Raw genomic sequence first — 25,609 nt, 5'->3', positions numbered from 1 at the left:
GACTTTCGCGAACGCCCGACAGAACCCTCGATATTCGGGCGCCATGGCGTTTCACTTAACTTTACGGACCCATTCCAGTAGAATCGCTCCGCCGTTTTCGGCGCCACAATCCGTACGAAGCTGTTTTCAAAGCGTCACGAGCACAGTTGAACCGGTCATCCGTCGGGTGCGCAGATCCCTCTCTCCTGCGCACCCGTCACGCCGCCGGCGTAAAACTTTGAAAACAGCTTCCGGATGCGCGTCCCGAGACACCCAAGGGACCAATGATGAGGGTATATAACTGTGCTTGAAGCCTATCGCAAACACGTAGAAGAGCGTGCCGCCCAGGGCGTCGTGCCCCAGCCGCTGAACGCCGAGCAGACCGCAGGCCTGGTCGAACTTCTGAAAAACCCGCCAGCCGGCGAAGAACAATTCCTCCTCGATCTGATCACCAACCGCGTCCCCGCGGGCGTGGACGAAGCAGCCTACGTCAAGGCTGGCTTCCTGGCCGCTATCGCCAAGGGCGAAGCCGCTTCACCACTGATCAGCAAGCAGCATGCCGTCGAGCTGCTGGGAACCATGCAAGGCGGTTACAACATCGTCACGCTGGTCGATCTTCTGGACGATCCGGAACTGTCCGATACCACCGCAGCGCAACTCAAGCACACCCTGCTGATGTTCGATGCCTTCCATGACGTGGCCGAGAAAGCCAAGGCCGGCAATGCCAACGCCAAGGCCGTAATGCAGTCCTGGGCCGAAGGCGAGTGGTTCAAGAACCGCGCCCCGGTTGCCGAAAAAATCACCCTGACCGTGTTCAAGGTGACCGGCGAAACCAACACCGATGACCTGTCGCCAGCGCCTGACGCCTGGTCGCGTCCGGACATCCCATTGCATGCCCTGGCCATGCTGAAAATGGCCCGCGACGGTATCAACCCCGACGTTCCCGGCTCGGTTGGTCCGCTCAAGCAGATGGAAGAACTGAAGACCAAAGGCTTCCCGGTCGCCTATGTCGGCGACGTGGTGGGTACTGGTTCTTCGCGTAAATCGGCTACCAACTCGGTGCTGTGGTTCTTCGGCGACGACATCCCGAACGTACCGAACAAGCGTGCAGGTGGCTTCTGCTTCGGCACCAAGATCGCCCCGATCTTCTACAACACCATGGAAGACGCCGGTGCACTGCCGATCGAGTTCGACTGCTCCGATCTGGCCATGGGCGACGTGATCGACGTTTACCCATACAAGGGTGAAGTTCGCCGCCACGATAGCGATGAGCTGGTTACCACCTTCGAACTGAAGACCGACGTTCTGCTCGACGAAGTGCGCGCCGGCGGCCGTATTCCGCTGATCATCGGCCGCGGCCTGACCGAAAAAGCCCGCGCCGAACTGGGCATGGGTCCATCGGATCTGTTCAAGAAGCCAGAAGCCCCCGCCGAGAGCAGCAAGGGTTTCACCCTCGCGCAAAAGATGGTTGGCCGCGCCTGCGGTCTGCCGGAAGGCAAAGGCGTCCGTCCGGGCACCTACTGCGAACCGAAGATGACTACCGTCGGCTCTCAGGACACCACCGGCCCGATGACTCGCGACGAGCTGAAGGACCTGGCTTGCCTGGGCTTCTCGGCCGACCTGGTGATGCAGTCCTTCTGCCACACTGCCGCTTATCCGAAGCCGATCGACGTTACCACGCATCACACCCTGCCGGACTTCATCATGACCCGCGGCGGTGTTTCCCTGCGTCCGGGTGACGGCATCATCCACAGCTGGCTGAACCGTATGCTGCTGCCGGACACCGTAGGTACCGGCGGTGACTCGCATACCCGCTTCCCGATGGGCATTTCCTTCCCGGCCGGTTCCGGCCTGGTCGCGTTCGCCGCTGCTACCGGCGTCATGCCGCTGGACATGCCGGAATCGGTCTTGGTTCGCTTCAAGGGCAAGATGCAGCCTGGCATCACCCTGCGTGACTTGGTTCATGCCATCCCCTACTACGCGATTCAGAAAGGTCTGCTGACCGTCGAGAAGAAGGGCAAGAAGAACATCTTCTCTGGCCGCATCCTCGAAATCGAAGGCCTGAACGACCTGACCGTCGAGCAAGCATTCGAGCTATCTGACGCCTCCGCCGAACGCTCCGCTGCAGGCTGCACCATCAAGCTGCCGGAAGGCGCAATTGCCGAGTACCTGCAGTCGAACATCACCCTGCTGCGCTGGATGATCAGCGAAGGTTACGGAGATGCGCGTACCCTCGAGCGCCGCGCTCAGGCGATGGAAGCCTGGCTGGCCAAGCCGGAGCTGCTTGCTGCCGATGCCGACGCCGAATACGCTGAAGTTATCGAAATCGATCTGTCCGAAGTCACCGAGCCGGTTCTCTGCGCTCCGAACGACCCGGACGATGCCCGTCTGCTTTCCAGCGTACAGGGCGAGAAGATCGACGAAGTCTTCATCGGCTCCTGCATGACCAACATCGGTCACTTCCGTGCCGCCGGCAAACTGCTGGACAAGGTCGAAGGCTCGCTGCCGACTCGTCTGTGGCTGTCGCCGCCGACCAAGATGGACCAGCATCAGTTGACCGAGGAAGGCTATTACGGCATCTACGGTCGCGCCGGTGCGCGTCTGGAAATGCCGGGCTGCTCGCTGTGCATGGGCAACCAGGCACGGGTAGAAACCGGCTCGACCGTGGTCTCCACTTCGACCCGTAACTTCCCGAACCGCCTGGGCGATGCGACCAACGTATACCTGGCTTCCGCCGAACTGGCGGCGGTCGCTTCGATTCTCGGCCGCCTGCCGACTGTTGAGGAATACTTGGTCTACGCCGCTCAGATCGACACCATGGCAGCGGACGTCTACCGCTACCTGAGCTTCGATCAGATCGCTGAGTTCCGCGAGTCCGCGGCCAAGGCAAGGATCGACGTAGTCGCTGTCTGACGCTGTAAAGATGGAAACAGCCCGCGTCGGCTAAATGCTGTTTCACTCAGCATTAGCCAATGCCGGGTCTCCTCGAAATCCGATGCCAAGCTTTGGCATCGGATTTTTTTTTGCCTTACCAATAACGATGGTCCGGCCTGGGTAATCTGTCCGCGCCGATCTGAGTACTTCAGTCAGAGCATTGCAGACCCCCGACCCGGTTAAACGGTATCTGCAAGGGAGTGGTGAGTCGGGAACATAGAGCGCACCTGACAAGACTGTGGATTTTCTGAACGCGATTGGCTGCTGAGCCTGACTCGTACAAGCCAGAACGGCAGTAATTGCTATCTGTTCAAAAAACCTTGTCAGCGGGGAAGCGATCACTGCGGCAAAGGAGTTGCTGCGGAGGGATGTACAAAAACCGCCCAGGCCTGCAAAGCCTGGACGGCCGCGTTTCAAAGACTCGGTAACGTTAACCGGTAACCGTAAAGCCGCTCCATTAACGTAAACAGCATTACGGCATAACCGGATCTTCGGTTCACTCGGGCATCTTCAACTCTTCAGGCGAGACGACAATGCCGTTGTTGTCGGCATAGAGGTATTCACCAGGACGAAAGGTCACGCCGCAGAAGGTCACCGGGATATTCAATTCACCGACACCACGCTTGTTGCTCTTCAACGGATGGCTGGCCAGTGCCTGCACGCCGAGATCGGTTTGCGCAACGATATCCACGTCGCGAATGCACCCGTAGATGACCAAGCCGTGCCAGCCGTTACGTGCAGCCTTCTCGGCGAGCATGTCGCCCAGCAAGGCGCAGCGCAGCGAGCCACCACCATCGACCACCATCACCTTGCCGGTGCCATCGAGCTCGACCTGCTCCTTGACCACGGAGTTGTCCTCGAAGCACTTGACCGTGACGATCTGGCCACCAATGGAGTCGCGACCGCCAAAGTTGCTGAAGATCGGCTCTACCACCTGAATCAAGTCAGGGTAGGCATCGCATAGATCAGGCGTGACATATTGCATGGAAATCTCCTTTCACCTTTGAAACCATCTTGGTTTAGTCGGCGTTCCACTCCTCGTGAACCTAGCGAAGCGGACCAAGCAAAACCGCGATTAACAAGCCGCCAAATAAGATATTGCGCATAGAAAAGGGCGGAATATCCGCCCTTTCGTTCCAGCCCCTATCAGCCGATTTCGGCATCGGCCAGGAAGAACCAAGTGTCTAGCACGGAGTCCGGATTCAGGGATACGCTTTCGATGCCCTGTTCCATCAGCCACTTGGCTAGATCTGGATGATCCGATGGGCCCTGCCCGCAGATCCCGATGTATTTGCCCGCTTTGTTGCACGCCTGGATGGCGCTGGCCAGCAACTTCTTCACGGCAGGATTACGCTCGTCGAACAAATGGGCAATGATGCCGGAGTCGCGATCAAGGCCGAGCGCGAGCTGGGTCATGTCATTGGAGCCGATGGAGAAACCATCGAAGAACTCCAGGAACTCGTCGGCCAACAGCGCGTTGGAAGGCAGTTCGCACATCATGATGATGCGCAGACCATTCTCACCGCGCTTGAGGCCGAACTGGCCGAGAATGTCGATGACCTGCGAGGCCTCGCCAAGCGTACGTACGAAAGGCACCATCAGCTCGACGTTGGTCAGCCCCATGACGTCGCGGACCTTCTTCATCGCCCGGCATTCGAGCTCGAAGCAGTCGCGGAAGGATTCGCTGATGTAGCGCGAGGCGCCACGGAAGCCGAGCATCGGATTCTCTTCTTCCGGCTCGTAAAGCTTGCCGCCGATCAGGTTGGCGTATTCGTTGGACTTGAAGTCCGACAGCCGCACGATGACTTTCTTCGGCCAGAACGCCGCAGCCAGCGTACTTACGCCTTCGACCAACTTCTCCACATAGAAATCGACCGGATCGCCATAACCGGCGATGCGCTTCTCGACGCTACTCTTCACATCCGCCGGCAGGCCGTCGAAATTCAGCAGCGCTTTGGGATGCACACCGATCATGCGGTTAATGATGAATTCCAGGCGGGCCAGGCCCACGCCCTCGTTCGGCAACTGAGCGAAGTCGAATGCGCGATCCGGGTTGCCGACGTTCATCATGATCTTGAACGGCAGTTCCGGCATGGCGTCGATGGAGTTCTGACGGATATCGAAGCCCAATTCGCCTTCGAAGATCAGGCCGGTGTCGCCTTCGGCGCAGGTGACGGTGACGCGCTGACCGTCCTTCAGCAGCTCGGTGGCATTGCCGCAACCCACGACCGCCGGGATACCCAGTTCACGCGCGATGATCGCCGCGTGACAGGTACGGCCGCCGCGGTTGGTGACGATGGCACTGGCGCGCTTCATCACCGGTTCCCAATCGGGGTCGGTCATGTCCGATACAAGAACATCGCCCGGCTGAACCTTGTCCATTTCCGAGACGTCGCGAATGATCTTCACCGGGCCTGCGCCGATGCGCTGACCGATGGCGCGGCCTTCGACCAGCACAGTGCCTTTTTCCTTGAGCAGATAGCGCTCCATGACGTTGGCGCTGGTGCGGCTTTTTACGGTCTCGGGGCGCGCTTGGACGATGTAAAGCTGACCATCATCACCATCCTTGGCCCACTCGATATCCATCGGGCGGCCGTAGTGTTTCTCGATGATCATCGCCTGGCGGGCCAGATTGCTGACTTCTTCGTCTGTGAGACAGAAACGCATGCGTTCAGCCTGATCGACATCGACGGTCTTGACCGACTTGCCGGCGCTGGCTTCTTCTCCGTAGATCATCTTGATCGCCTTGCTACCGAGATTACGGCGCAAGATTGCCGGACGGCCCGCTTCGAGGGTGTGCTTGTGGACGTAGAACTCGTCAGGGTTGACCGCGCCCTGCACCACGGTCTCGCCCAGGCCATAGGCGCCAGTGATGAAGACCACATCGCGGAAGCCGGACTCGGTGTCCAGCGTGAACATCACGCCAGCAGTGCCGGTTTCGGAGCGCACCATGCGCTGCACGCCGGCGGATAGGGCGACCAGCTTGTGGTCGAAGCCCTGGTGCACGCGATAGGCAATGGCACGGTCATTGAACAGGGAGGCGAACACTTCCTTGGCAGCGCGGATCACGTTATCCACGCCACGAATATTGAGGAAAGTTTCCTGCTGACCTGCAAAGGAAGCATCGGGCAAGTCTTCCGCAGTTGCCGAAGAGCGCACCGCTACCGCCAGATTGTCGTTACCGGCGGACATCTCGGCGAAGGCTGCGCGGATATCGGCATCCAGCTGCTGAGGGAATTCAGCCTTCATGACCCAGCCGCGAATCTGAGCACCGGCCTTGGCCAGTGCATTCACGTCGTCTACGTCCAGCGCATCGAGGAGCGCATGGATCTGCTCGTTCAGGCCGCTGAGTTCCATGAAGTCACGATAGGCCTGTGCCGTAGTGGCGAAACCACCAGGTACCGAAACGCCCGCGCCAGCAAGGTTGCTGATCATCTCGCCTAGGGAGGCGTTCTTGCCCCCTACACGCTCAACGTCATGATTGCCGAGCTTATCGAGGGAAACTACGTACTCTACCAAGGTGCTCTCTCCACATTGTGTTGGAAACTCGGTCGGCTCCATCCGCGATCCGGTGGCCTGCCCCTGCAAAATGGGTGACAATGCCCGCCACTTGTGGCTCGGCGAAGGGGGCTACTATAGCTGAGAACCGTTCTTGACTTAAGGCCCCAGGTGCAATGAAACGAACTGCATTCTTCATATCCGACGGTACCGGCATCACGGCCGAAACACTTGGCCAGAGCCTGCTGGCACAGTTCGAAAACATCAGCTTCACCAAGCTGACTCGGCCATACATAGATACCGCCGACAAAGCGCGGCTGATGGTACAGCAAATCAATAAAGCGGCGGAAAGCGACGGCGCGCGCCCGATCATATTCGATACGCTGGTGAACCAGGAGATTCGCGACATCCTGGCCGAGTCCAATGGCTTCATGATCGACATCTTTTCGTCTTTCCTTGCTCCGCTGGAACATGAACTGATGTCACGTTCTTCCTATTCGGTCGGCAAATCCCATTCGATCAGCCATAACGCCAACTACATGGAGCGAATCGACGCGGTCAATTTCGCTCTGGATAACGATGACGGCGCCCGTACCCATTACTACGACAAAGCGGACCTGATTCTGGTCGGCGTCTCTCGGTGTGGCAAAACCCCGACCTGCCTGTATATGGCAATGCAGTACGGCATCCGGGCAGCCAACTACCCGCTGACCGAAGACGACATGGAGCGCCTGCAACTACCGACCGCTTTGAAAACTCACCGGGACAAGCTTTTCGGCCTGACCATCGACCCGGACCGCCTCACCGCCATTCGCAACGAACGCAAACCCAACAGCCGCTATGCGAGTTTCGCTCAGTGCGAATTCGAAGTACGCGAGGTGGAAAACCTGTTCCGCCGCGAGAACATCAATTACATCAATTCCACGCATTTCTCCGTTGAAGAAATATCCGCCAAGATCCTGGTGGAAAAAGGCGTCGAGCGCAGACTGAAATAAGCACCGCTTCGCTAGACAACAAAAAGCCTGATAGGTGCAACCGATAGCGGTTTTTTGAGTGATTCCTTCTGGAAGCAAAAAGCAGGACTGGCGGACAACGCGAAGCTAACCCCCTCTTTCATCCCGCCGAGGCTCGACCCAACAGCCTGCCTCGGCTGAGTACTTTCGGCTTTCTAGCCAAAGTGGCTCGGCTCAGAAGCAGTCGCCCGGCACGCGCACCCAACCCTCCATCAGGATGCGCGCGCTGCGGCTCATGACTGCTTTGGTCACTGTCCACTGACCATCTACCTGCTTCGCCTCGGCGCCGACCCGCAGGGTGCCGGATGGATGGCCGAAGCGCACCGCCTCGCGATCACCGCCACCGGCCGCCAGATTGACCAACGTACCCGGAACCGCCGCTGCCGTGCCGATCGCGACTGCACAGGTGCCCATCATGGCATGGTGCAGCTTGCCCATGGACAGCGCACGCACCAGCAGGTCCACTTCGCCGGCCTCGATGGTCTTGCCGCTGGAAGCCACGTAGGTTTTCGGCTTGGAGACGAAGGCGACCTTTGGCGTGTGCTGGCGGGTCAGCGCTTCGTCCGCCGTCTTGATTAGCCCCATGCGCAACGCACCGGCCACGCGGATGGCCTCCAGACGCGCCAGCGCCTCGGGGTTGCCGTTGATATCCTCGCGCAGCTCCGTGCCCTGATAGCCAATGTCCTCGGCATTGACGAACACAGTGGGGATACCGGCGCTGATCATGGTCGCCTTCAACGCGCCGATGCCCGGCACCTCTAGTTCGTCGACCAGGTTGCCGGTGGGGAACATAGAGCCGCCCTCCTCGCCATCATCGGACGGGTCGAGAAATTCGAGCACGATTTCGGCCGCCGGAAATGTCACGCCGTCCAGCTCGAAATCGCCGGTTTCCTGCACCTGGCCATTACTGACCGGCACATGGGCGATGATGGTCTTTTGGATATTGGCCTGCCAGATGCGAACCTCGCAGGTGCCGTTCTCGGGAATGCGCGTCGGATCAATCAGTCCGGCATGAATGGCGAAGGCGCCGGCACCGGTAGACAGATTGCCGCAGTTACCACTCCAATCGACGAACGCCTTGTCGATTGAAACCTGGCCGTAGAGGTAATCCACGTCGTGATCGGGCTGGTTGCTCTTCGAGAGGATCACGCACTTGCTGGTGCTGGAGGTGGCGCCGCCCATGCCGTCGATATGCGCGGCATAAGGATCTGGGCCGCCGATCACGCGCATGAACAGCTTGTCGCGGGCTGCGCCTGGAAGCTGGCAGCGCTCGGGAAGGTCCTGCAGGCGGAAGAACACGCCCTTGCTGGTGCCGCCACGCATATAGGTAGCGGGAATCTTGGTCTGGGGCACACAAGCCATAAAGAGTTCTCATGAAACGTTGCCGCCACGGCGGCAACGGGAATGGAATGCGGTCTCTGCCAGACCGATCTTTCTGCTGTCGTCGACAGCAGGAGATCGATCAGCGAAAACGCGCTCAGGCCTGCCCTAGGAAATCCTTGGCAAAGCGCTGCAGCACGCCTCCCGCATCGTAGACCGACACTTCGTCGGCAGTATCCAGACGGCAGGTCACCGGCACTTCGACGCTCTCACCGTTACGACGATGAATGACCAGCGTCAGCGTTGCGCGCGGCGTACGCTCGCCGATCACGTCATAGGTCTCGGTGCCGTCTATCCCTAAGGTCTTGCGGTCGGTGCCCGGCTTGAACTCCAGAGGCAACACGCCCATGCCTACTAGGTTGGTGCGGTGGATGCGCTCGAAGCCTTCGGCGACGATGGCCTCCACACCCGCCAGGCGCACGCCCTTGGCCGCCCAGTCACGGGACGAACCCTGACCGTAGTCGGCGCCAGCGACGATGATCAGCGGCTGCTTGCGGTTCATGTAGGTTTCGATGGCTTCCCACATGCGCATGACGGTGCCTTCCGGCTCGACGCGCGCCAGCGAACCCTTCTTCACCTGTCCATCGACGACGGCCATTTCATTGACCAGCTGCGGATTGGCGAAGGTGGCGCGTTGCGCCGTGAGGTGGTCGCCCCGGTGAGTCGCGTAGGAATTGAAGTCCTCTTCCGGCAGGCCCATCTTGTGCAGGTATTCGCCAGCGGCGCTATCCAGCAGGATGGCGTTGGATGGCGATAGGTGGTCGGTGGTGATGTTGTCCGGCAGCACCGCCAGCGGGCGCATGCCCTTGAGCGTGCGCTCGCCGGCCAACGCGCCTTCCCAGTACGGCGGACGGCGGATGTAGGTGGACATCGGGCGCCAGTCGTACAGCGGGCTTTCGGCCTCTTCCACATTGCCCAGGTCAAACATCGGAATGTAGACCTGATGGAACTGCTCAGGCTTGACCGAGGCTGCGACGATGGCGTCGATCTCCTCGTCACTCGGCCACAGATCCTTGAGGGTGACAGGGTTGCCTTGGGCGTCATGGCCCAGCACATCCTGCTCGATATCGAAGCGCACGGTGCCGGCGATGGCATAGGCGACCACCAGCGGCGGCGAGGCGAGGAACGCCTGCTTGGCATAGGGATGGATGCGGCCGTCGAAGTTGCGGTTGCCGGACAATACGGCCGTGGCGTACAGGTCGCGGTCGATGATTTCCTGCTGGATTTTCGGGTCCAGCGCACCAGACATGCCGTTACAGGTGGTGCAGGCGTAGCCAACGATGCCGAAGCCGAGCTTTTCCAGCTCCGGCAGCAGGCCGGCTTCTTCCAGGTACAACTTGGCGACTTTGGAGCCCGGCGCGAAGGATGTCTTGACCCAAGGTTTGCGCAGCAGGCCCAGTTCATTGGCCTTCTGCGCCACCAGACCGGCCGCGACCACGTTACGCGGGTTGGAGGTGTTGGTGCAGCTGGTGATGGCGGCAATGATCACCGCGCCATCGGGCATTAGGCCTTTGGCTTCTTCCGCCTGGGCAGCCGCCAGTTGAGCGTCGCTGGCGATACCACGCTCCTGCAGCGCACTGGTCGGCAGGCGGCGATGCGGGTTGGACGGGCCGGCCAGGTTGCGCACCACGGTCGACAGATCGAACTCCAGCACGCGCTCGTATTCGGCGCTGATCAGCGCATCGGCCCAGAGGCCGGTGGTTTTCGCGTAATTCTCGACTAGCGCCACCTGCTCCGGCTCGCGACCGGTGAGTTTGAGGTAATCGATGGTCTGCTGATCGATATAGAACATCGCCGCCGTGGCGCCATACTCGGGGCACATGTTGGAGATGGTGGCGCGGTCGCCGATGGACAGGCTGTCGGCACCTTCGCCGAAGAACTCCACCCAGGCCCCGACCACGCGCTCGTTGCGCAGGAACTCGGTCAGCGCCAGGACGATATCGGTAGCGGTGATACCGGGCTGACGCTTGCCGGTCAACCGGACGCCGACGATATCGGGCAGGCGCATCATGGAGGGGCGGCCGAGCATGACGGTCTCGGCTTCCAGGCCGCCGACACCGACGGCGATCACGCCCAGGGCATCGACGTGAGGGGTGTGGGAATCGGTGCCGACGCAGGTATCCGGGAAGGCGACGCCGCCGCGCGCCTGGATTACCGGGCTCATCTTCTCCAGGTTGATCTGGTGCATGATGCCGTTGCCGGCCGGGATCACATCGACGTTCTTGAATGCAGTCTTGGTCCACTCGATGAAGTGGAAGCGGTCTTCGTTGCGACGCTCTTCCACCGCACGGTTCTTCTCGAAGGCATCCGGATCGAAGCCGGCATGTTCCACCGCCAACGAGTGATCGACGATCAGTTGGGTCGGCACCACCGGGTTGACCTTGGCTGGATCACCGCCCTGCTCCGCGATCGCATCGCGCAGACCGGCCAGGTCCACCAGCGCGGTCTGGCCGAGAATGTCGTGGCAGACCACGCGGGCCGGGTACCAGGGAAAGTCCAGGTCGCGCTTGCGCTCGATGATCTGGCTCAGCGAGTCGGTCAGCATCGCCGGCTCGCAGCGACGCACCAGCTGTTCGGCCAGCACGCGGGAAGTATAGGGCAGCGTGTCGTAGGCGCCCGGCTGGATCGCTTCGATTGCCTCGCGGGTGTCGAAGTAGTCAAGCACGGTGCCAGGCAGGAGTTTGCGGTGTTCTGTATTCATGCCGGAAGAACTCAATCAGAAATGTTCCGTAAAGCAAGGAAGGGAAGCCCTTGCGGGCCTCCCCTCTTCCGATCAGCGCTCGGCGATCGGTACGACCTTGCGCTGTTCCGGACCGATGTAATCGGCGCTCGGCCGAATGATCCGGTTGTTGCTGCGTTGTTCGAACACATGGGACGCCCAGCCGGTGACACGCGAGCAGACGAAGATCGGCGTGAACAGCTTGGTGGGGATGCCCATGAAGTGATAGGCCGAAGCGTGGTAGAAGTCGGCGTTGGGGAAGAGCTTCTTCTGCTCCCACATGGTCTCGTCGACAGCTACCGATACCGGATACAGCACGGTATCGCCGACTTCCTCGGCCAATTTCTCAGCCCAGACCTTGATGACTTCGTTGCGCGGATCGGAAACGCTGTAGATGGCGTGACCGAAGCCCATGATCTTTTCCTTGCGCTCGAGCATGCCCAACAGGCCTTCGCGGGCCTCTTCGGGAGTATTGAAGCGCTCGATCAGCTCCATGGCCGCCTCGTTGGCGCCGCCATGCAGCGGGCCACGCAGCGAACCGATGGCGCCGGTCACGCAGGAGTACAGGTCGGACAGGGTCGAAGCACAGACCCGCGCGGTGAAGGTCGAGGCGTTGAACTCGTGCTCGGCATAGAGGATCAGCGAGACGTTCATCACCCGGACGTGAAGGTCGCTCGGCTTCTTGCCGTGCAGCAGCGCGAGGAAATGCCCGCCCAGGGTGTCTTCGTCGCTGGTGCACTCGATGCGTACGCCGTCGTGGGTGAAGCGATACCAGTAGCACATGATCGCCGGGAATGCGGCCATCAGGCGCTCGGCGACGTCACGCTGCTGCTCGAAGCTGACTTCCGGCTCCAGAGTGCCGAGCACCGAAGCGCCGGTACGCATGACATCCATCGGATGAGCGCTGGCCGGTATGCGCTCCAGCACTTCCTTCAGCGCCTGCGGCAGATCGCGTAGCGTCTTCAGGCGGTTCTTGTAAGCCGCCAGTTGCTCGACATTGGGCAGCTCCCCGTGGAATAGCAGGTAGGCCACTTCCTCGAAATCGGCCACGGCAGCCAGATCGCGAACGTCATAACCGCGATAGGTCAGACCGGCGCCTTCCTTGCCGACGGTACACAAAGCGGTCTGTCCAGCGATCTGACCGCGCAGGCCCGCCCCGCTCAATACTTTTGCTTCAGCCATGGTTATCTCCTTATTGGATTTATTCTGGATATCGCACATCGGTGGAAGGCTCCGACGGTTCTGCCGGAACCGGACGCGCTCAGCTCTTCTTCTGAGCGAACAACGCATCGAGGCTCTGCTCGAAAGCGTGGTAGTTGATGCGGTCGTACAGCTCCATGCGGGTCTGCATGGTATCGATCACGTTCTTCTGCGTGCCGTCACGGCGCAGCGCGGTGTAGACGTTCTCCGCCGCCTTGTTCATGGCGCGGAAGGCCGATAGCGGATAGAGCACCAGAGAGACGTCGACGCTGGCCAGCTCCTCGGTGGTATACAGCGGCGTCGCTCCAAACTCGGTGATATTGGCCAGGATCGGCGCATTCACGCGATCGGCAAATGTCTTGTACATCGACAGCTCGGTGATGGCCTCGGGGAATATCATGTCAGCGCCCGCCTCAATGCAGGCTTGGGCACGCTCGAGGGCGGACTCCAGCCCCTCCACTGCCAGCGCATCGGTGCGCGCCATGATCACGAAACTGTCATCAGTGCGCGCATCCACCGCCGCCTTGATGCGGTCAACCATCTCCTGCTGGGAAACGATCTCCTTGTTCGGGCGATGGCCACAGCGCTTGGCGCCAACTTGGTCCTCGATATGGATCGCCGCCGCGCCGAACTTGATCATCGACTTGACGGTACGCGCCACGTTGAAGGCCGAGGAGCCGAAACCGGTGTCGACATCCACCAGCAGCGGCAGATCGCAGACATCGGTGATGCGGCGCACATCGGTCAGCACATCGTCGAGCCCGGTGATGCCAAGATCCGGCAGTCCCAACGAACCGGCCGCGACACCGCCACCGGACAGGTAAATGGCCTTGAAGCCGGCGCGCTTGGCCAGCAGCGCATGGTTGGCATTGATCGCGCCGACGACCTGCAGCGGGTGCTCACTGGCCACGGCGTCACGGAAACGCTGACCGGCAGTAGGAAGAGTCATGCATTGCCCCTTTCATATGGTGTTTGTTCGAGAACGCCCTGGAAGTGACGCTCGACGTTGCGCTTGGAAGCCGCGATATGACGGCGCATCAGCAGCTCCGCCAATTCGCCATCGCGCTCGGCGATGGCATCGAGGATTCGGTGATGTTCGGCGAAGGCCTGATGCGGCCGGTTCGGCGTGGTGGAAAACTGGATGCGATACATGCGCACCAGCTGATAAAGCTCGTCGCAGAGCAACTTGGCCAGGGTGCGATTGCCACTGCCTTGGATGATCCGGTAGTGAAAATCGAAATCGCCTTCCTGCTGGTAATAACCGACGCCCGCCTGGAAGGCCTCATCGCGCTCATGCGTGCTCAGCACGCGCCGCAGCTCTTCGATCTCGGCGTCGCTCATGCGCTCGGCGGCCAGCCGACAGGCCATGCCCTCCAGGGATTCGCGGATCTCGTAGAGCTCGATCAGCTCGGCATGGCTGAGGGAAACAACCCGTGCGCCCACATGGGGAATCCGCACTAGCAGCTTCTGCCCTTCCAGGCGGTGGATCGCCTCGCGCAACGGCCCACGACTGATGCCATAGGTGCGCGCCAGCTCCGGCTCGGAAATCTTGCTGCCGGGTGCGATATCGCCCTTGACGATGGCCGCCTGGATCAGCCGGAACACGTGTTCGGACAGGGTTCCGCTATCTAATTGATCAGAACGGAGGTTTTCGACGGTATCGAGCATATTGTTGACACCACGGATAACAATTGGCAATAAATTACGCCCTTAATCGCCAGATGGTCAATGGGACGAAAGTAGATTGTCGACAATATGGCCAGCGAGGCGCGATTGGTATCGATGACTTTACGCAGCCGAGCTCAAGGCATAAGCCTAGTCGGGCGAACGAACGGACATGTAGAATGCGCCGGTATTCCGCGCCTGGCGCTCGCCTCGCCATGCCCTCCAAGCTCACGGGCTGCCGTTCCGCCCATGCTTTCCGACTCGACTAATCCTGGACCTATGAGCGCCAAACCCTTCCTTCTGTCGCTGTGCCTTCTGGCCTCCCCGCTCTTCGCCCAGGCGGATGGCAAAACCATCTATGGCCTGAACGAACATGTCGCTCTACCCAACTTTGGTATCGAGCTACCCGCGAAACTCGATACGGGCGCGCAAACCGCCTCGCTCAGCGCGCGCGATATCGAAAACTTCAAGCGCAAAGGGAAGGAGTGGGTTCGCTTCTACCTCGCCGTCGACGAGGCTCATGACCACCCGATCGAGCTGCCGCTGCAGCGCATCAGCAAGATCAAACGTCGCGCTGGAGACTTCGATCCAGAAGAAGAAAAAACCTATACACCGCGCCCCGTCGTGGAGCTCGAGCTGTGCATGGGCAAGGCCAAACGCAGCATTGAAGTGAACCTCACGGACAGAAGTGCATTCCAATATCCACTTTTAATAGGTTCCGATGCGCTTACTCGCTTCGGTGCCTTGGTCGATCCAAGCCTTAAGTACGCTGCTGGCAAACCCGGCTGCATTATCGAATCCGACGCTGACGAGTAATTCCATGCGCGCCCTTACCCTGCATCTCAAAGTCCTGATTTTCCTGCTCGTCACGCTGGGCATCGCGATCACCGCGTACCAGATTTTCGTCCTCGGCATCCCGATTACCGAAGACGAAACCGATGACCTATGGAATATCGACGCCAAAGTCGAGTTCCAGGCCAGCCCGCGCGAGCCCGTGAAGCTGCAGATGTACGTACCTCCGCTGAACCAGGAGTTCGTTAGCCTCAACGAAAGCTTCATCTCCAACAATTACGGTGTCAGCATCAACCGCGCCGACGGCAACCGTCGTGTCACCTGGTCGGCGCGGCGCGCCAGTGGTAATCAGACGCTCTACTACCGCCTGGTGCTCACCAGACGCTACAGCGGCGAACAAACCGCGGCCACCGGCCCGATCTTCCGCGACAGCATTCCGGTCGAAGGGGCCGAAAAAATTGCTGCCGAGGCCCTGCTCTCACCGATCCGCCAGCATTCGGCCGATGTCGAGACCTTCATCAGCGAAGCTATCAAGCGTGTAAACAATGTCGATGATGACAACGTTAAGCTGCTGCTCGGCGGCGACTCGTCGACTCCGAACAAGGCCCGCGTGATCGATTTGCTGCTGTCCATCGCCCATGTGCCGATGGAGCGCGTGCACACCGTTCGCCTGCTCGCCGATATGGCGCAAACGCCCGAGCTCTGGCTGCGCAGCTTCAACGGTGACAAATGGTTGTATTTCAATCCGGAAACCGGCGAGCAGGGTCTGCCGAAGGATCGTCTGGTCTGGTGGACCGGTGGCGAACCGCTCCTGACTCTCGAAGGTGGGCGTAACGCGCAAGTGACGTTCACCCTCAACAGCAGCGAGATGAACGCCATCCGCCTGGCGAAGCTGACGGATGAGAACACCGACGCGGACTTCCTCGAATACTCGCTGTATGGCCTGCCGCTGCAGACTCAGCAGACCTACCAGATCATGATCATGATCCCGATCGGCGTACTGGTGATTCTGATTCTGCGCAACCTCGGCGGTTTGCAGACGCTGGGCACCTTCACCCCGGTACTGATCGCCCTGGCCTTCCGTGAAACCCAGATTGGCTTCGGCATCATTCTGTTTACCCTCATTACCGCGCTTGGTCTGTCCCTACGCTCTTATCTCGAACACCTCAAGCTGCAGATGCTGCCGCGTCTCTCGGTCGTACTCACGTTCGTCGTCGTGTTGATTGCAGTGATCAGCCTGCTGAGCCACAAACTTGGATTGGAGCGCGGACTCTCCGTCTCGCTGTTCCCAATGGTGATCCTGACCATGACCATCGAGCGCCTGTCGATCACCTGGGAAGAACGCGGTGGCGGTCATGCCTTCAAGGTGGCGGTCGGCACCCTGATCGCGGCAAGCCTGGCGTTCATGCTGATGAACATCCCGGAACTGACCTACTTCATCTTCACCTTCCCGGCAGTGCTGCTGATCATGGTGGGCTTCATGCTGGCCATGGGTCGCTATCGTGGCTACCGCCTGACCGAGCTGTTCCGTTTCAAAGCCTTTCTGAAGGATTGAGCCATGTTCGGTCTGATCAAGACGTGGAAGGCCCTGGAAGCCAAGGGCATCATGGGCATCAACCGCCGCAACGCGGACTACGTGCTCAAGTACAACAAGCGCAATCTGTACCCGATCGTCGATGACAAGATCATCACTAAGGAACGGGCCATCGAAGCCGGTATCGATGTGCCGGAAATGTACGGCATCATCGAGACCGAGAAGGATATCGAGAAGCTCAAGGACATCGTAAAGGGGCGCCCCGATTTCGTCGTCAAGCCGGCACAGGGCGCTGGTGGAGACGGCATTCTGGTGATCGCCGATCGATTCGAGGGCCGCTACCGGACGGTTTCGGGCAAGATCATCACCCATGAGGAGATCGAGCATCAGATCTCCAACATCCTCACCGGGCTCTACTCCCTGGGCGGACACCGCGATCGGGCGCTGATCGAATACCGCGTTACGCCGGACCCGATCTTCAAGAGCATCAGCTACGAAGGCGTGCCGGACATCCGCATCATCGTACTGATGGGCTACCCGGTCATGGCCATGCTACGCCTGCCGACCCGCCAGTCCGGCGGCAAGGCCAACCTGCACCAGGGCGCCATCGGCGTCGGCGTGGATCTGGCCACTGGTATCACCCTGCGCGGCACCTGGCTGAACAACAAGATCACCAAGCACCCCGACACCACCAACGCGGTGGATGGCGTGCAGCTACCCAACTGGGACGGCTTCATGAAGCTCGCCGCCGGCTGCTATGAGCTGTGCGGGCTGGGCTACATCGGCGTCGACATGGTGCTCGACCAGGACAAGGGCCCACTGATTCTCGAGCTCAACGCACGCCCTGGCCTGAACATCCAGATTGCCAATGACTGCGGTCTGACTCACCGGGCGCATGCGGTAGAATCGCGCATCGCCCAGCTTAAGGAAAAAGGCATCCAGGAGACCCCGGAAGAGCGAGTGGCATTCGCCCAACAGCTGTTCGGGCATATTCCAGCCCACGACTAGCTTACCGCTCTCGCCCGACCCTCAGCGGTCGGGCGCTCCTGTCCAGCCAATCATCGCCAATGCCTGTCTGTACCCTATACGCCCTCGAATACAAACCTGATCCCGCGAGCTGGTTCGAGCGAATTCGTCACGCCCACGGCGCGGTGCTGCTGGACTCCGGCAGGCCAGTCGCCGAGCGTGGTCGCTATGATCTGCTCAGCGCCTGGCCGCTCAGCATCTTCGAGCCCGGCGCAAACGAATCCGGTGCAGCTTTTTTCCAGCGCCTGCGCCAGGCGCTCGAGCTGCTTGGCCGCGCCGACATCCCTGACGATTGCCCCTTACCCTTTGCGGGTGGCTTGATCGGCCTGCTGGCCTACGACTTCGGCAGACGGCTCGAGGCATTACCGAACCGTGCCCTGGATGACCTGACGCTACCCGCCGCCCGGTTCGGCCTCTACCCGTGGGCATTGATCAATGATCATCAGCTCAAGCGCAGCCATCTGGTATTTCATCCCAACCTTGGCGATACAGACCGCCAGCGCCTGATACGGTTATTCGAGACCGATGCCGAATATGAACGCCAGCCATTCGAGCTCCAAGCGAAGTTCACTGCCGAACTCGAGCTTAACGGCTATAAGCAGGCCGTCGAGAAGATCCAGCGCTATATCCAGGAAGGCGATTGCTATCAGGTGAACTTTGCCCAGCGCTTCCAGGCGCCCTGTCAGGGCGATGAGTGGGATGCTTATCGTCGTGTGCGTAACGTCTGCCCCACGCCTTTTTCTGGCTTTATCGCGCTCGACGGTGGTGCTATTGCCAGCTTTTCACCAGAGCGCTTTCTTCGGCTAGAGGAAGGTCGCGTTGAAACCCGGCCGATCAAGGGCACCCGCCAAAGGGGTATGGACCCGCACACCGATGCGGAGCAAGCTCAGGCACTGCTGGCAAGCGACAAGGATCGAGCGGAAAATCTAATGATCGTCGACCTGATGCGCAACGACCTCGGCCGCAGCTGCCGAATCGGCAGCGTGCAGGTGCCTGAGCTCTTCGCGTTGGAAAGCTATCCCAACGTGCATCACCTGGTCAGCTGCGTCAGCGGGACCCTGGGCGATGGTCAGGACGCGTTCGATCTTCTTGCTGGCAGCTTTCCCGGCGGTTCGATCACAGGCGCACCGAAGATCCGCGCGATGCAGATCATCGACGAACTGGAAGCCACCAGTCGCTCGATTTACTGTGGCTCTCTGCTGTATATCGACGTTCGCGGCGAAATGGACAGCTCCATCGCCATCCGTACCCTGCTGATAAAAGACCAGCAGGTTACCTGCTGGGGTGGTGGCGGAATCGTCGCAGACTCCGATTGGCAAGCGGAATACGAGGAGTCCATAGGCAAGGTCAAGGTGCTAATGGAAGTGCTGGAAACCATCCCTCATTAACCATGCGCCAGGCATGGCTCGAATTGCCGTCCACGGTCGGACACATAACCATTGATAGAAGAAACCCAATGCCCAGCCTGAATCGCATCATTCTCATAAACACCCACCTCAAGGGTGTGGTCGAGCTGGTGGTGGATGATCACACCAACATCTGCGGTACCAACGCTTCCGGTAAAACCACCCTCCAGCGCCTGGTACCGGTGTTTTATGGCGAATATCCGAGCCGCGTGGTGCCCTCCACCCGCGACAGTTTCGAGCGCTGGTATCTACCGACGGACCAGAGCTTCATCGTGTTCGAGTACCGGCGCATGGACGACGAGCTGTGTCAGGCCGTGCTCGCAGCCGCCAGTGACGGCCGGGGTGTCGACTATCGCCTGGTGCACAAGGCGTTCGAACTGGACGATTACATCAAGAACCGCCAGGGCGACCGCATCAGCTGTCTGACCATGAATGAGCTGGGCCGCCACTTCAAACAGATGGGTGTGGCCACGACCAATCAGCTGAATACTCGTCAGTTCCGCGCGATCATTCAAAACGATCGCAGCCTGCTCGCTGCCGACAACCAGCGCAGCGAGCTACGCAGTCTGGCTCGCCAATTCTCCCTGTGCGCGGGCGAGCATTCTCTACGGCATATCGAAAAGCTGGTGCGCGCCGTACATTCGCGCGAAGGCAAGATGGAGACTATCAAGTCGATGATCGCGGCCATTCTCGAAGAGGATGGTGTGACACCGCCGACTACTCACCTGAACCCCCAGCGGGTCGAGGACTGGATTCGCGACAGCCAGCTGATCCAGGGCTTCGATGCGATTCGACCGGAGTTCGCCCGGCTGGAAGGCGATCATCAAGACTTGCAAAGCTGCGAGGCTCGCCTGAGCGGCCTGCTGCTGGCCTATCGCACTGACGAGCCCGTGCTGTTTGCGCGCCAGGAACAACTCAAGGACACGCTCGAACAGACCGGTTTCGCGCTCAAGCAGCTTGAAGAAAAGTGGCGCGACGAGCGCGACGAGCTCTCCCTCTCGCTTTCCCAGGCCCAAGGCCAAATTGAAAGCGCAGAAACTCAGCTGACCCACATCGAGGAGCAATATCAGGGTTACCTTGACGTCAACATCGATCAGGCCAAGGCCGACCTGGAAAAGCTCGATGGCTGGAAGCTTGAACTCAACAATCTCAAGGAGCGCTTGCGACTGCTTACCGAGCAGCATGCGGACGTTCAGAACGCTTACCTGGAGCGCAAACAGGAGATTCAGGAGCAACAGCAGGAAGCGCTGGAACGCCTGCACGATCAGGAGCGTCAACTGCACGACGAGCTGGCCGCACGCAACCAACAGAAGAACAGCGCCATTGGCCAGTTGGAAAAATCTTTCGGAAATCGCCAACAGGAAGCTGATGGTCGCTTTCGCGAGCAGAAACACGCCGTCCAGCTAGAGCAGCGCAGCCTGGAACAGCAGATCGCCAGTTTCAGCTACAGCGAGGAAGAAGTCCTTAGCCTGAACATTTTCGACCGCCGCCTGGATGATGCCGAACACAAGCGAGAAGAAGCCAGCCAGACGCTGGATACCCTGATTCAAGAAGAACGCAAGCTGCTGCGACAGCGAGAAGGAGGCAGCCAGCAACTCAACCTGGCCGCTCGCCGCGTGGCCGAGCGTCAGCGGACGCGAGATGAAGCCGAACAGCTCCTCTACCCACGCCAGAATACCTTGCTCGAATTCCTGCGCCGCGAACAGCCTGGTTGGGAATTGCAGCTGGGGAAGGTGATCGAGCCTGCCCTGCTGCAGCGAACCGACCTGAAACCCGTACTCAGCGAGCTGCAGAGCGATAGCCTGTATGGCGTGCACCTCGAACTGGCTGCCTTGGAAACACCGGAGCATGCGGCTAGCGAAGTCGAGTTGCGCCATCGCCTGCAACTTGCCGAAGACAACCTGCAGGATGCGCAGCATCAGCAGCAGCAGACGGAGCAGGAACTGGCGGAAACCAGCGCCGTCCTGGAAGCGCTCAACCCCCGCCTTGTGGTAGCACGTACAGAGCTTCAGAACCGCAAGGACAATCATCAGCGGCTTAAGGAAGAACGTGCTGCGCTCAAGGGGCGTCTGGAGACTGCCTTAGCCGAACGGCGACTTGAAGCCAAGAAACAGCTCAGTGAGCTGGACAATGTGATCAAACAACTCCAGCTGGAACAGGAAAACCTGCAGGAAGAGCTGGAAGCGCAATTCCAGGAAGCACGAATGGAAACTCTTGCGCATTGGCAGCAGGTCATCGGCGATCTGGATCAACGGCTGACGCAGCTCAAGACCCAGATCGACAACCAGCGTCGCACTGGTAAGACCGAACTGGCCGCCTGTGAACAGTGGTACCAGAACGAACTGAAATCTCGCGGCGTGGATGAAACCCAGCTGATCCAGCTCAAAACCGATCTGCGCACGCTCGACCAGCGCATCAGGGACACCGAAGCCCGCCGAGCCGAAGTCAACCGCTACCAGGAGTGGTATGCGTTGAGCTGGCTGAAGGTCAAACCCAGGCTGCAGGATGAGCTGACCAGCCAGAAGGTACTGGCCACCGATCTCAAGCAGCAGCTGGATGCCGCCTCCACCCGGTTCAAGGCCAACCGCGGAGCTCTGGAAAAGCAGAAGCAACAGGCTCAGCAGGCCCAAGGCATTGTCGGCGACCAGCTGGACAGCCTGAAAACACTGCTGCGTCGTTTGGGCGAGCTCAAGCTGCCGCGCGAAGGCACGCTCGCAGAAGGCGAGCTCGATGAGCGTCTGCGGCACGGCCAGGAACAACTGCATCACCGCGACGCCCTGCTCGCCGCCATCAAACAGCACGTGGACCGCTTCGACACCCTCATCGCAAGCAAGTCCGGCTCCAGCCTGGCGGAAACCTGGGAGCGCAGCCGTGAAGAATGCAGCCGAATCAACGAACGTGGCATCCCCAGCCTGGATTATCGCCGCCTGGTACCGGCGCTCGACGAGCTGCTCAACAAGCTGGTTCCGCAAAGCCTCAACGGCCTGCGCGAGCAAGGGCGGATCTTCGGTAACGAGCTGTTTACCTTCTTCGACATTCTGACGGATATCGATAAACGCATCGCCAACCAGAGCGCCCGCATCACTCGTGAAGTCAGCGAGGACCTGCTTCTCGAAGGCGTATCCAATTCCGCGGTGACGATTCGCTCACGCATCACCGAACTGGAGTTCTGGCCGGAGCTGCGTGCCTTCGCTCGTGCCTACCTAGCCTGGGAAGAAAGCGGCTTTGCCGAGCTGCCCAATGGCGACTACACCGGCAGCATGCGCCGCGCATTGGAAGTTCTTGGCCGCTCTGCGTTGAACAGCGGTATTGCAGGTTTATTGGAAATCGAACTGCGTCTACGTGAAGGCCGAAGCGATCTCGTCATCCGCACCGACCGCCAGCTCAATGAATCCTCCAGTCACGGGATGGCTTATCTGATTCTCTGCAAGTTTCTGCTGGCGTTTACTCGGCTGCTACGAGGTAACGCGCCCGCGGTTATTCATTGGCCGATCGACGAGCTGGGCACCTTACACCACGCCAACGTGAAGAAAATCTTCGATGCTTGCGGCAACAACTCGATCCGCATCCTCGGCGCTTTCCCTAACCCGGACTCTGAAGTGCTGTCGCTGTTTGCCAATCGCTACATTGTCAACAAACAGACCCGCCAGCTGCAGGTGGTCAAACCGCGTCTGGACGTGATCGGCGAACGCCTCAAGGCGCGCATGGCCGAGGAGACCGTCTAATGTTATCCATCAAAGGCAACGTGATTGAATTGCTGCTGCAAGGGGCTTTCATCTGCCGGACCAGCAATGAAGAGGGCTGGCGATTCTTGAAGAACCCGGCCAACCGCGAACAAGTGGACGAGTACCTGAACACCCTCAACCGAGTTGTCGCCACGGTCGGTGGCGCTGCCGACGCCGACGTGTTCTTCTGCGGCTATCGCCAGTTGGGAGACGCCGAGCGACGGATCGTCAGCCAGCAATTCCGCGACATTTGCAATGCGCTGACGCCGCTCGCGGAGTGGCTGGTCTTGGTACAGGAAGCCAGCGCCCAGGACGCCCCGCTGACTGAAGGAAGCCCGATTCGTCTCAACGAACTGCAAAGCATCGTCGAAGACACGCCGGCGTTCCGCGAGCAGCTCAACCGTATCAGCCATTACGCCTTGTTTCGCTCTACCAGTAGCAACGTCGACGCTCAGATCAAGCAGGTATTTAAAAAGCTGTGCGAACTGGGCTATCTGTTGCGCCCAAATCCCGACAAACAGATATTTCTCGGCACCGGTAAGCTTGATTACCTCTACGAAGTGATCCGTTTCATCGATGAAGCAGAAGGGCTGGCACTGGAGGAGCGTGCCGAAGCCTCCAGCCAGGGCAATCTGATATGAATAACAACCTGCATCAGGCCGGCGTGCGCTTCCTACGCCAGCTGGGGCGCCATGCCGAACCAATTATGGGTGCCTATCTGGCGGGCTCTGTGCCTGACCAGAGCCTTGAGCCCGGCGTACAGGAGCGCCTGATCAAGGACGGCATTCTGTATCGCCCCGAGCCTGGCTCCGATCTGCACTTGCGCCGTGTGGTACGCGCGCTACTCGAGGAAGCGCTGCGCGACGACCGCAATCGGCAGATCGACGCCAACACCGGCTCGACACTTGTTACGTTCAAGACCTTGGCGGCGCATTACAAGGAAGCCCATCACCAGGGTGACTTCCCGGCGGCAGACGCCTATCTGGCCGATTTACGCGAGCACGTCTACAGCTTTACCGAAGGGCTGAGCCACAGCATTCGAGTGCTGTGGAGCCGGATCAATAACGAGTTCGGCTATGTCGGCAGCCTGACTGCGAAAATCCGCGAAAACGAGCTGGCCCAGTCGCAGGTGAGCGAACTGCTCAATGGGCTGGAAATGATCGATTTCCAGGAGCTAGCAGATACCGCGGGCGATTTAAGAGAGCTACGCCGTCTACTGGTGGCCAGCCTGCAACGCAGCGTCAGTGCCTGTTCGCAGGAGCTGAGTATCGTCCAGGGCCGTTTGTTGGAGCTGCTGGGCCGCTTTCGAAAGATTCAAGGCCGCACCCTGTTGCTCAAGGGCTGGCTGCTGCACGGCGAGCAGCAACCGGACTATCAGGTCGGCAATCACACGGCCCGCTCACAATTGCCGCAGCTTTTCAGCCTAGCCCCGCCTACCCTGGGCCCAGCCGCAGTTAACATCCATGCCAGTAGTCATGAAGCCGACCTGCTCGCCCTGCTCGCGCAAATCAAGGCCTCGCAACAAGCGGAGAATATGCTCACCCCGCTACCAGAAGCGGAAGAGTTGCTGTTACAGGAAGTCGAAGGCTTCGAGGTGCAGACCAGTCCGATTCAGGAAGCAGTGCAGGACTATCTCTGCCATGTGATCGAGAACGGTCACCCCGTCACAGCCCTGACTTGGCATTCGCAACAGGCGCTGCCCTGGGAAACGGAATCCTGGCTCTACCAGGTGATCGGCGGCTACGACGCCCTGCCCGATGATCAGAAAAGCCATTTCGAACTGGACCTGCAGGGCGAGTCCCATCCGATTTACAGCGGCAACTACATCGTGCGAGACATTGCCCTGTGGCTCGCTTAGAGACACGCCATCTCAATGCTGTTCACCGTGCGGTGCGGAACAAACCACTCGCGGTGACGCTCGGCACTATCTGGGAAGATATTCGCCGCCACGTTGAAATCGGTACGCCGCGTAGTGGAAAACTAAAATTGAACGACGCCGATTACCGGGCGCTGCGTACGTTTTTTCTTCGGGTAGAAGGCTGGGACCCGATAACGCCACCGCCTGCCGGTAATCGCACGGAGATCGCCCGCCAATCCCGAGATGACAAGCGAGGAGCGGAACGCCCGGGCGATAACTTCGTACTGGTCAAGGGTAACCTGCCTGCGCCACTGCCGCAGTTGCCCGCAGAACTCAGCCTACGAGTCCCGCTGGACAGACTAGCCTTGGCACAGGTTCGCAATCTCGTGTTGGTAGAGAACCTGGACAGCTTTGACCAGTGGCAGGAGTACCGCATCCCAGAAACGCTCAACGACGCCCTGGTGTTGTACCGAGGCCATGGCGGTCTGGCCCGAGGCGCGCGAAAGCTGCTCGCACAATTGCCCGAGTCGGTGAGTCTGCATGTCTTTGCCGATTTCGATCCGGCGGGTCTGGTAATCGCGATCAGCACGCCAGCCCGCGGCCTGCTGGTTCCGGCGCTCAGCAATGTGCTACTGGATAAAAGCCACCGCGATCATTTCGAGCGCCAATACCGCCAAAGCAAGCATCTGGATCAACTGCAACTGGATGGCTGGCAGCCCGTCTGGCAGGCAATGCGTGAGCAGCGGTTGAGCATCAAACAGCAGCACATGCTGGCATTTGATGCAGACTTACAGTTGGTAATGCGCTAGCTGTGTGAGCCTGAGGCACAACTCACCGGCAGCTTGAAACGGCACTCGAAGATCAAGTCGAGCCTGTCACC

At 59.8% G+C, this 25,609-nt stretch carries 17 protein-coding genes; 10 read left to right on the top strand and 7 right to left on the bottom strand.

Annotated features, from left to right (window positions below; translation table 11 throughout):
- The first annotated feature begins 282 nt into the window (after positions 1-282).
- Positions 283-2,892 carry a bifunctional aconitate hydratase 2/2-methylisocitrate dehydratase gene (gene acnB / locus V6943_RS17915; RefSeq protein ID WP_340554918.1) on the top strand — a complete coding sequence of 870 codons (2,610 nt, stop codon included), beginning with the start codon at positions 283-285 and terminating at the stop codon, positions 2,890-2,892.
- A 517-nt stretch (positions 2,893-3,409) separates the two neighbouring features.
- On the opposite strand, the gene rraA is transcribed toward acnB, so the two are convergent.
- Positions 3,410-3,898, bottom strand: coding sequence for a ribonuclease E activity regulator RraA (gene rraA / locus V6943_RS17910; RefSeq protein WP_340554917.1), 489 nt, complete (start codon positions 3,896-3,898; stop codon positions 3,410-3,412).
- A gap of 161 nt (positions 3,899-4,059) precedes the next feature.
- A complete protein-coding gene (ppsA, locus tag V6943_RS17905; RefSeq protein ID WP_340554916.1) occupies positions 4,060-6,432 on the bottom strand; it encodes a phosphoenolpyruvate synthase in 2,373 nt (790 codons plus the stop codon).
- Positions 6,433-6,587: 155 nt separating this feature from the next.
- On the opposite strand from ppsA, the gene ppsR reads away from it, so the two are divergent.
- A complete protein-coding gene (gene ppsR, locus V6943_RS17900; protein WP_131648912.1) occupies positions 6,588-7,406 on the top strand; it encodes a posphoenolpyruvate synthetase regulatory kinase/phosphorylase PpsR in 819 nt (272 codons plus the stop codon).
- 192 nt (positions 7,407-7,598) lie between these two features.
- Here ppsR and prpF read toward each other — a convergent pair whose 3' ends face one another.
- The 5 genes from prpF to V6943_RS17875 form a co-directional block, all read right to left on the bottom strand.
- Entirely contained in the window at positions 7,599-8,786 is a 1,188-nt protein-coding gene (gene prpF, locus V6943_RS17895; RefSeq protein WP_340554915.1) for a 2-methylaconitate cis-trans isomerase PrpF, read from the bottom strand.
- Positions 8,787-8,901: 115 nt separating this feature from the next.
- On the bottom strand, positions 8,902-11,505 hold the full coding sequence (gene acnD, locus V6943_RS17890) for a Fe/S-dependent 2-methylisocitrate dehydratase AcnD (protein ID WP_340554914.1): 2,604 nt from the start codon (positions 11,503-11,505) through the stop codon (positions 8,902-8,904).
- A 72-nt stretch (positions 11,506-11,577) separates the two neighbouring features.
- Positions 11,578-12,705 (bottom strand): bifunctional 2-methylcitrate synthase/citrate synthase, encoded by a 1,128-nt coding sequence (gene prpC / locus V6943_RS17885; protein WP_340554913.1) that lies wholly within the window; start codon positions 12,703-12,705, stop codon positions 11,578-11,580.
- Positions 12,706-12,784: 79 nt separating this feature from the next.
- Positions 12,785-13,672: a methylisocitrate lyase gene (gene prpB, locus V6943_RS17880; RefSeq protein ID WP_131648916.1), complete on the bottom strand. Its 888-nt coding sequence runs from the start codon at positions 13,670-13,672 to the stop codon at positions 12,785-12,787.
- Positions 13,669-14,391 carry a GntR family transcriptional regulator gene (locus tag V6943_RS17875; protein WP_256058998.1) on the bottom strand — a complete coding sequence of 241 codons (723 nt, stop codon included), beginning with the start codon at positions 14,389-14,391 and terminating at the stop codon, positions 13,669-13,671. The genes prpB and V6943_RS17875 overlap by 4 nt, the downstream gene beginning before the upstream one ends.
- 276 nt (positions 14,392-14,667) lie before the next feature.
- Here V6943_RS17875 and rloA point away from each other — a divergent pair, with 276 nt between their 5' ends.
- The 8 genes from rloA to V6943_RS17835 all read left to right on the top strand — a co-directional run bounded on the left by rloA (position 14,668) and on the right by V6943_RS17835 (position 25,538).
- Positions 14,668-15,204, top strand: coding sequence for a retropepsin-like aspartic peptidase RloA (rloA, locus tag V6943_RS17870; RefSeq protein ID WP_131648996.1), 537 nt, complete (start codon positions 14,668-14,670; stop codon positions 15,202-15,204).
- Between the two features lie 4 nt (positions 15,205-15,208).
- Positions 15,209-16,735, top strand: coding sequence for an osmotic stress tolerance membrane protein RloB (gene rloB, locus V6943_RS17865; RefSeq protein WP_131648918.1), 1,527 nt, complete (start codon positions 15,209-15,211; stop codon positions 16,733-16,735).
- Between the two features lie 3 nt (positions 16,736-16,738).
- Positions 16,739-17,722: an alpha-L-glutamate ligase-like protein gene (locus tag V6943_RS17860; protein ID WP_131648919.1), complete on the top strand. Its 984-nt coding sequence runs from the start codon at positions 16,739-16,741 to the stop codon at positions 17,720-17,722.
- Between the two features lie 59 nt (positions 17,723-17,781).
- Positions 17,782-19,128: an aminodeoxychorismate synthase component I gene (gene pabB, locus V6943_RS17855; RefSeq protein WP_340554912.1), complete on the top strand. Its 1,347-nt coding sequence runs from the start codon at positions 17,782-17,784 to the stop codon at positions 19,126-19,128.
- 68 nt (positions 19,129-19,196) lie between these two features.
- Complete coding sequence (locus V6943_RS17850; RefSeq protein WP_340554911.1) at positions 19,197-22,871, top strand: ATP-binding protein; 3,675 nt, start codon at positions 19,197-19,199, stop codon at positions 22,869-22,871.
- Positions 22,871-23,512: a hypothetical protein gene (locus V6943_RS17845; protein ID WP_181104067.1), complete on the top strand. Its 642-nt coding sequence runs from the start codon at positions 22,871-22,873 to the stop codon at positions 23,510-23,512. The genes V6943_RS17850 and V6943_RS17845 overlap by 1 nt, the downstream gene beginning before the upstream one ends.
- Positions 23,509-24,729 carry a phosphoenolpyruvate carboxylase gene (locus V6943_RS17840; protein ID WP_340554910.1) on the top strand — a complete coding sequence of 407 codons (1,221 nt, stop codon included), beginning with the start codon at positions 23,509-23,511 and terminating at the stop codon, positions 24,727-24,729. Before V6943_RS17845 ends, V6943_RS17840 begins: the two co-directional genes overlap by 4 nt.
- A gap of 128 nt (positions 24,730-24,857) precedes the next feature.
- Positions 24,858-25,538: a DUF7281 domain-containing protein gene (locus V6943_RS17835; protein WP_340554909.1), complete on the top strand. Its 681-nt coding sequence runs from the start codon at positions 24,858-24,860 to the stop codon at positions 25,536-25,538.
- Positions 25,539-25,609: the final 71 nt, after the last annotated feature.

Origin of the sequence: Pseudomonas sp. CBC3, assembly GCF_037967085.1 — a bacterium.
Classification (GTDB): domain Bacteria; phylum Pseudomonadota; class Gammaproteobacteria; order Pseudomonadales; family Pseudomonadaceae; genus Stutzerimonas.
The sequence above is the reverse complement of the archived record's forward strand: the minus strand, read 5'-3'. Positions and strand labels throughout refer to the sequence as shown.

What these genes read in the sequence shown, in the direction of transcription:
- rraA (WP_340554917.1), bottom strand. Translation starts at nt 3,898, where the DNA reads ATGCAATATGTCACGCCTGATCTATGCGATGCCTACCCTGACTTGATT.
- ppsR (WP_131648912.1), top strand. Translation starts at nt 6,588, where the DNA reads ATGAAACGAACTGCATTCTTCATATCCGACGGTACCGGCATCACGGCC.
- prpF (WP_340554915.1), bottom strand. Translation starts at nt 8,786, where the DNA reads ATGGCTTGTGTGCCCCAGACCAAGATTCCCGCTACCTATATGCGTGGC.
- acnD (WP_340554914.1), bottom strand. Translation starts at nt 11,505, where the DNA reads ATGAATACAGAACACCGCAAACTCCTGCCTGGCACCGTGCTTGACTAC.
- prpC (WP_340554913.1), bottom strand. Translation starts at nt 12,705, where the DNA reads ATGGCTGAAGCAAAAGTATTGAGCGGGGCGGGCCTGCGCGGTCAGATC.
- prpB (WP_131648916.1), bottom strand. Translation starts at nt 13,672, where the DNA reads ATGACTCTTCCTACTGCCGGTCAGCGTTTCCGTGACGCCGTGGCCAGT.
- V6943_RS17875 (WP_256058998.1), bottom strand. Translation starts at nt 14,391, where the DNA reads ATGCTCGATACCGTCGAAAACCTCCGTTCTGATCAATTAGATAGCGGA.
- rloA (WP_131648996.1), top strand. Translation starts at nt 14,668, where the DNA reads ATGAGCGCCAAACCCTTCCTTCTGTCGCTGTGCCTTCTGGCCTCCCCG.
- rloB (WP_131648918.1), top strand. Translation starts at nt 15,209, where the DNA reads ATGCGCGCCCTTACCCTGCATCTCAAAGTCCTGATTTTCCTGCTCGTC.
- V6943_RS17860 (WP_131648919.1), top strand. Translation starts at nt 16,739, where the DNA reads ATGTTCGGTCTGATCAAGACGTGGAAGGCCCTGGAAGCCAAGGGCATC.
- pabB (WP_340554912.1), top strand. Translation starts at nt 17,782, where the DNA reads ATGCCTGTCTGTACCCTATACGCCCTCGAATACAAACCTGATCCCGCG.
- V6943_RS17850 (WP_340554911.1), top strand. Translation starts at nt 19,197, where the DNA reads ATGCCCAGCCTGAATCGCATCATTCTCATAAACACCCACCTCAAGGGT.
- V6943_RS17845 (WP_181104067.1), top strand. Translation starts at nt 22,871, where the DNA reads ATGTTATCCATCAAAGGCAACGTGATTGAATTGCTGCTGCAAGGGGCT.
- V6943_RS17840 (WP_340554910.1), top strand. Translation starts at nt 23,509, where the DNA reads ATGAATAACAACCTGCATCAGGCCGGCGTGCGCTTCCTACGCCAGCTG.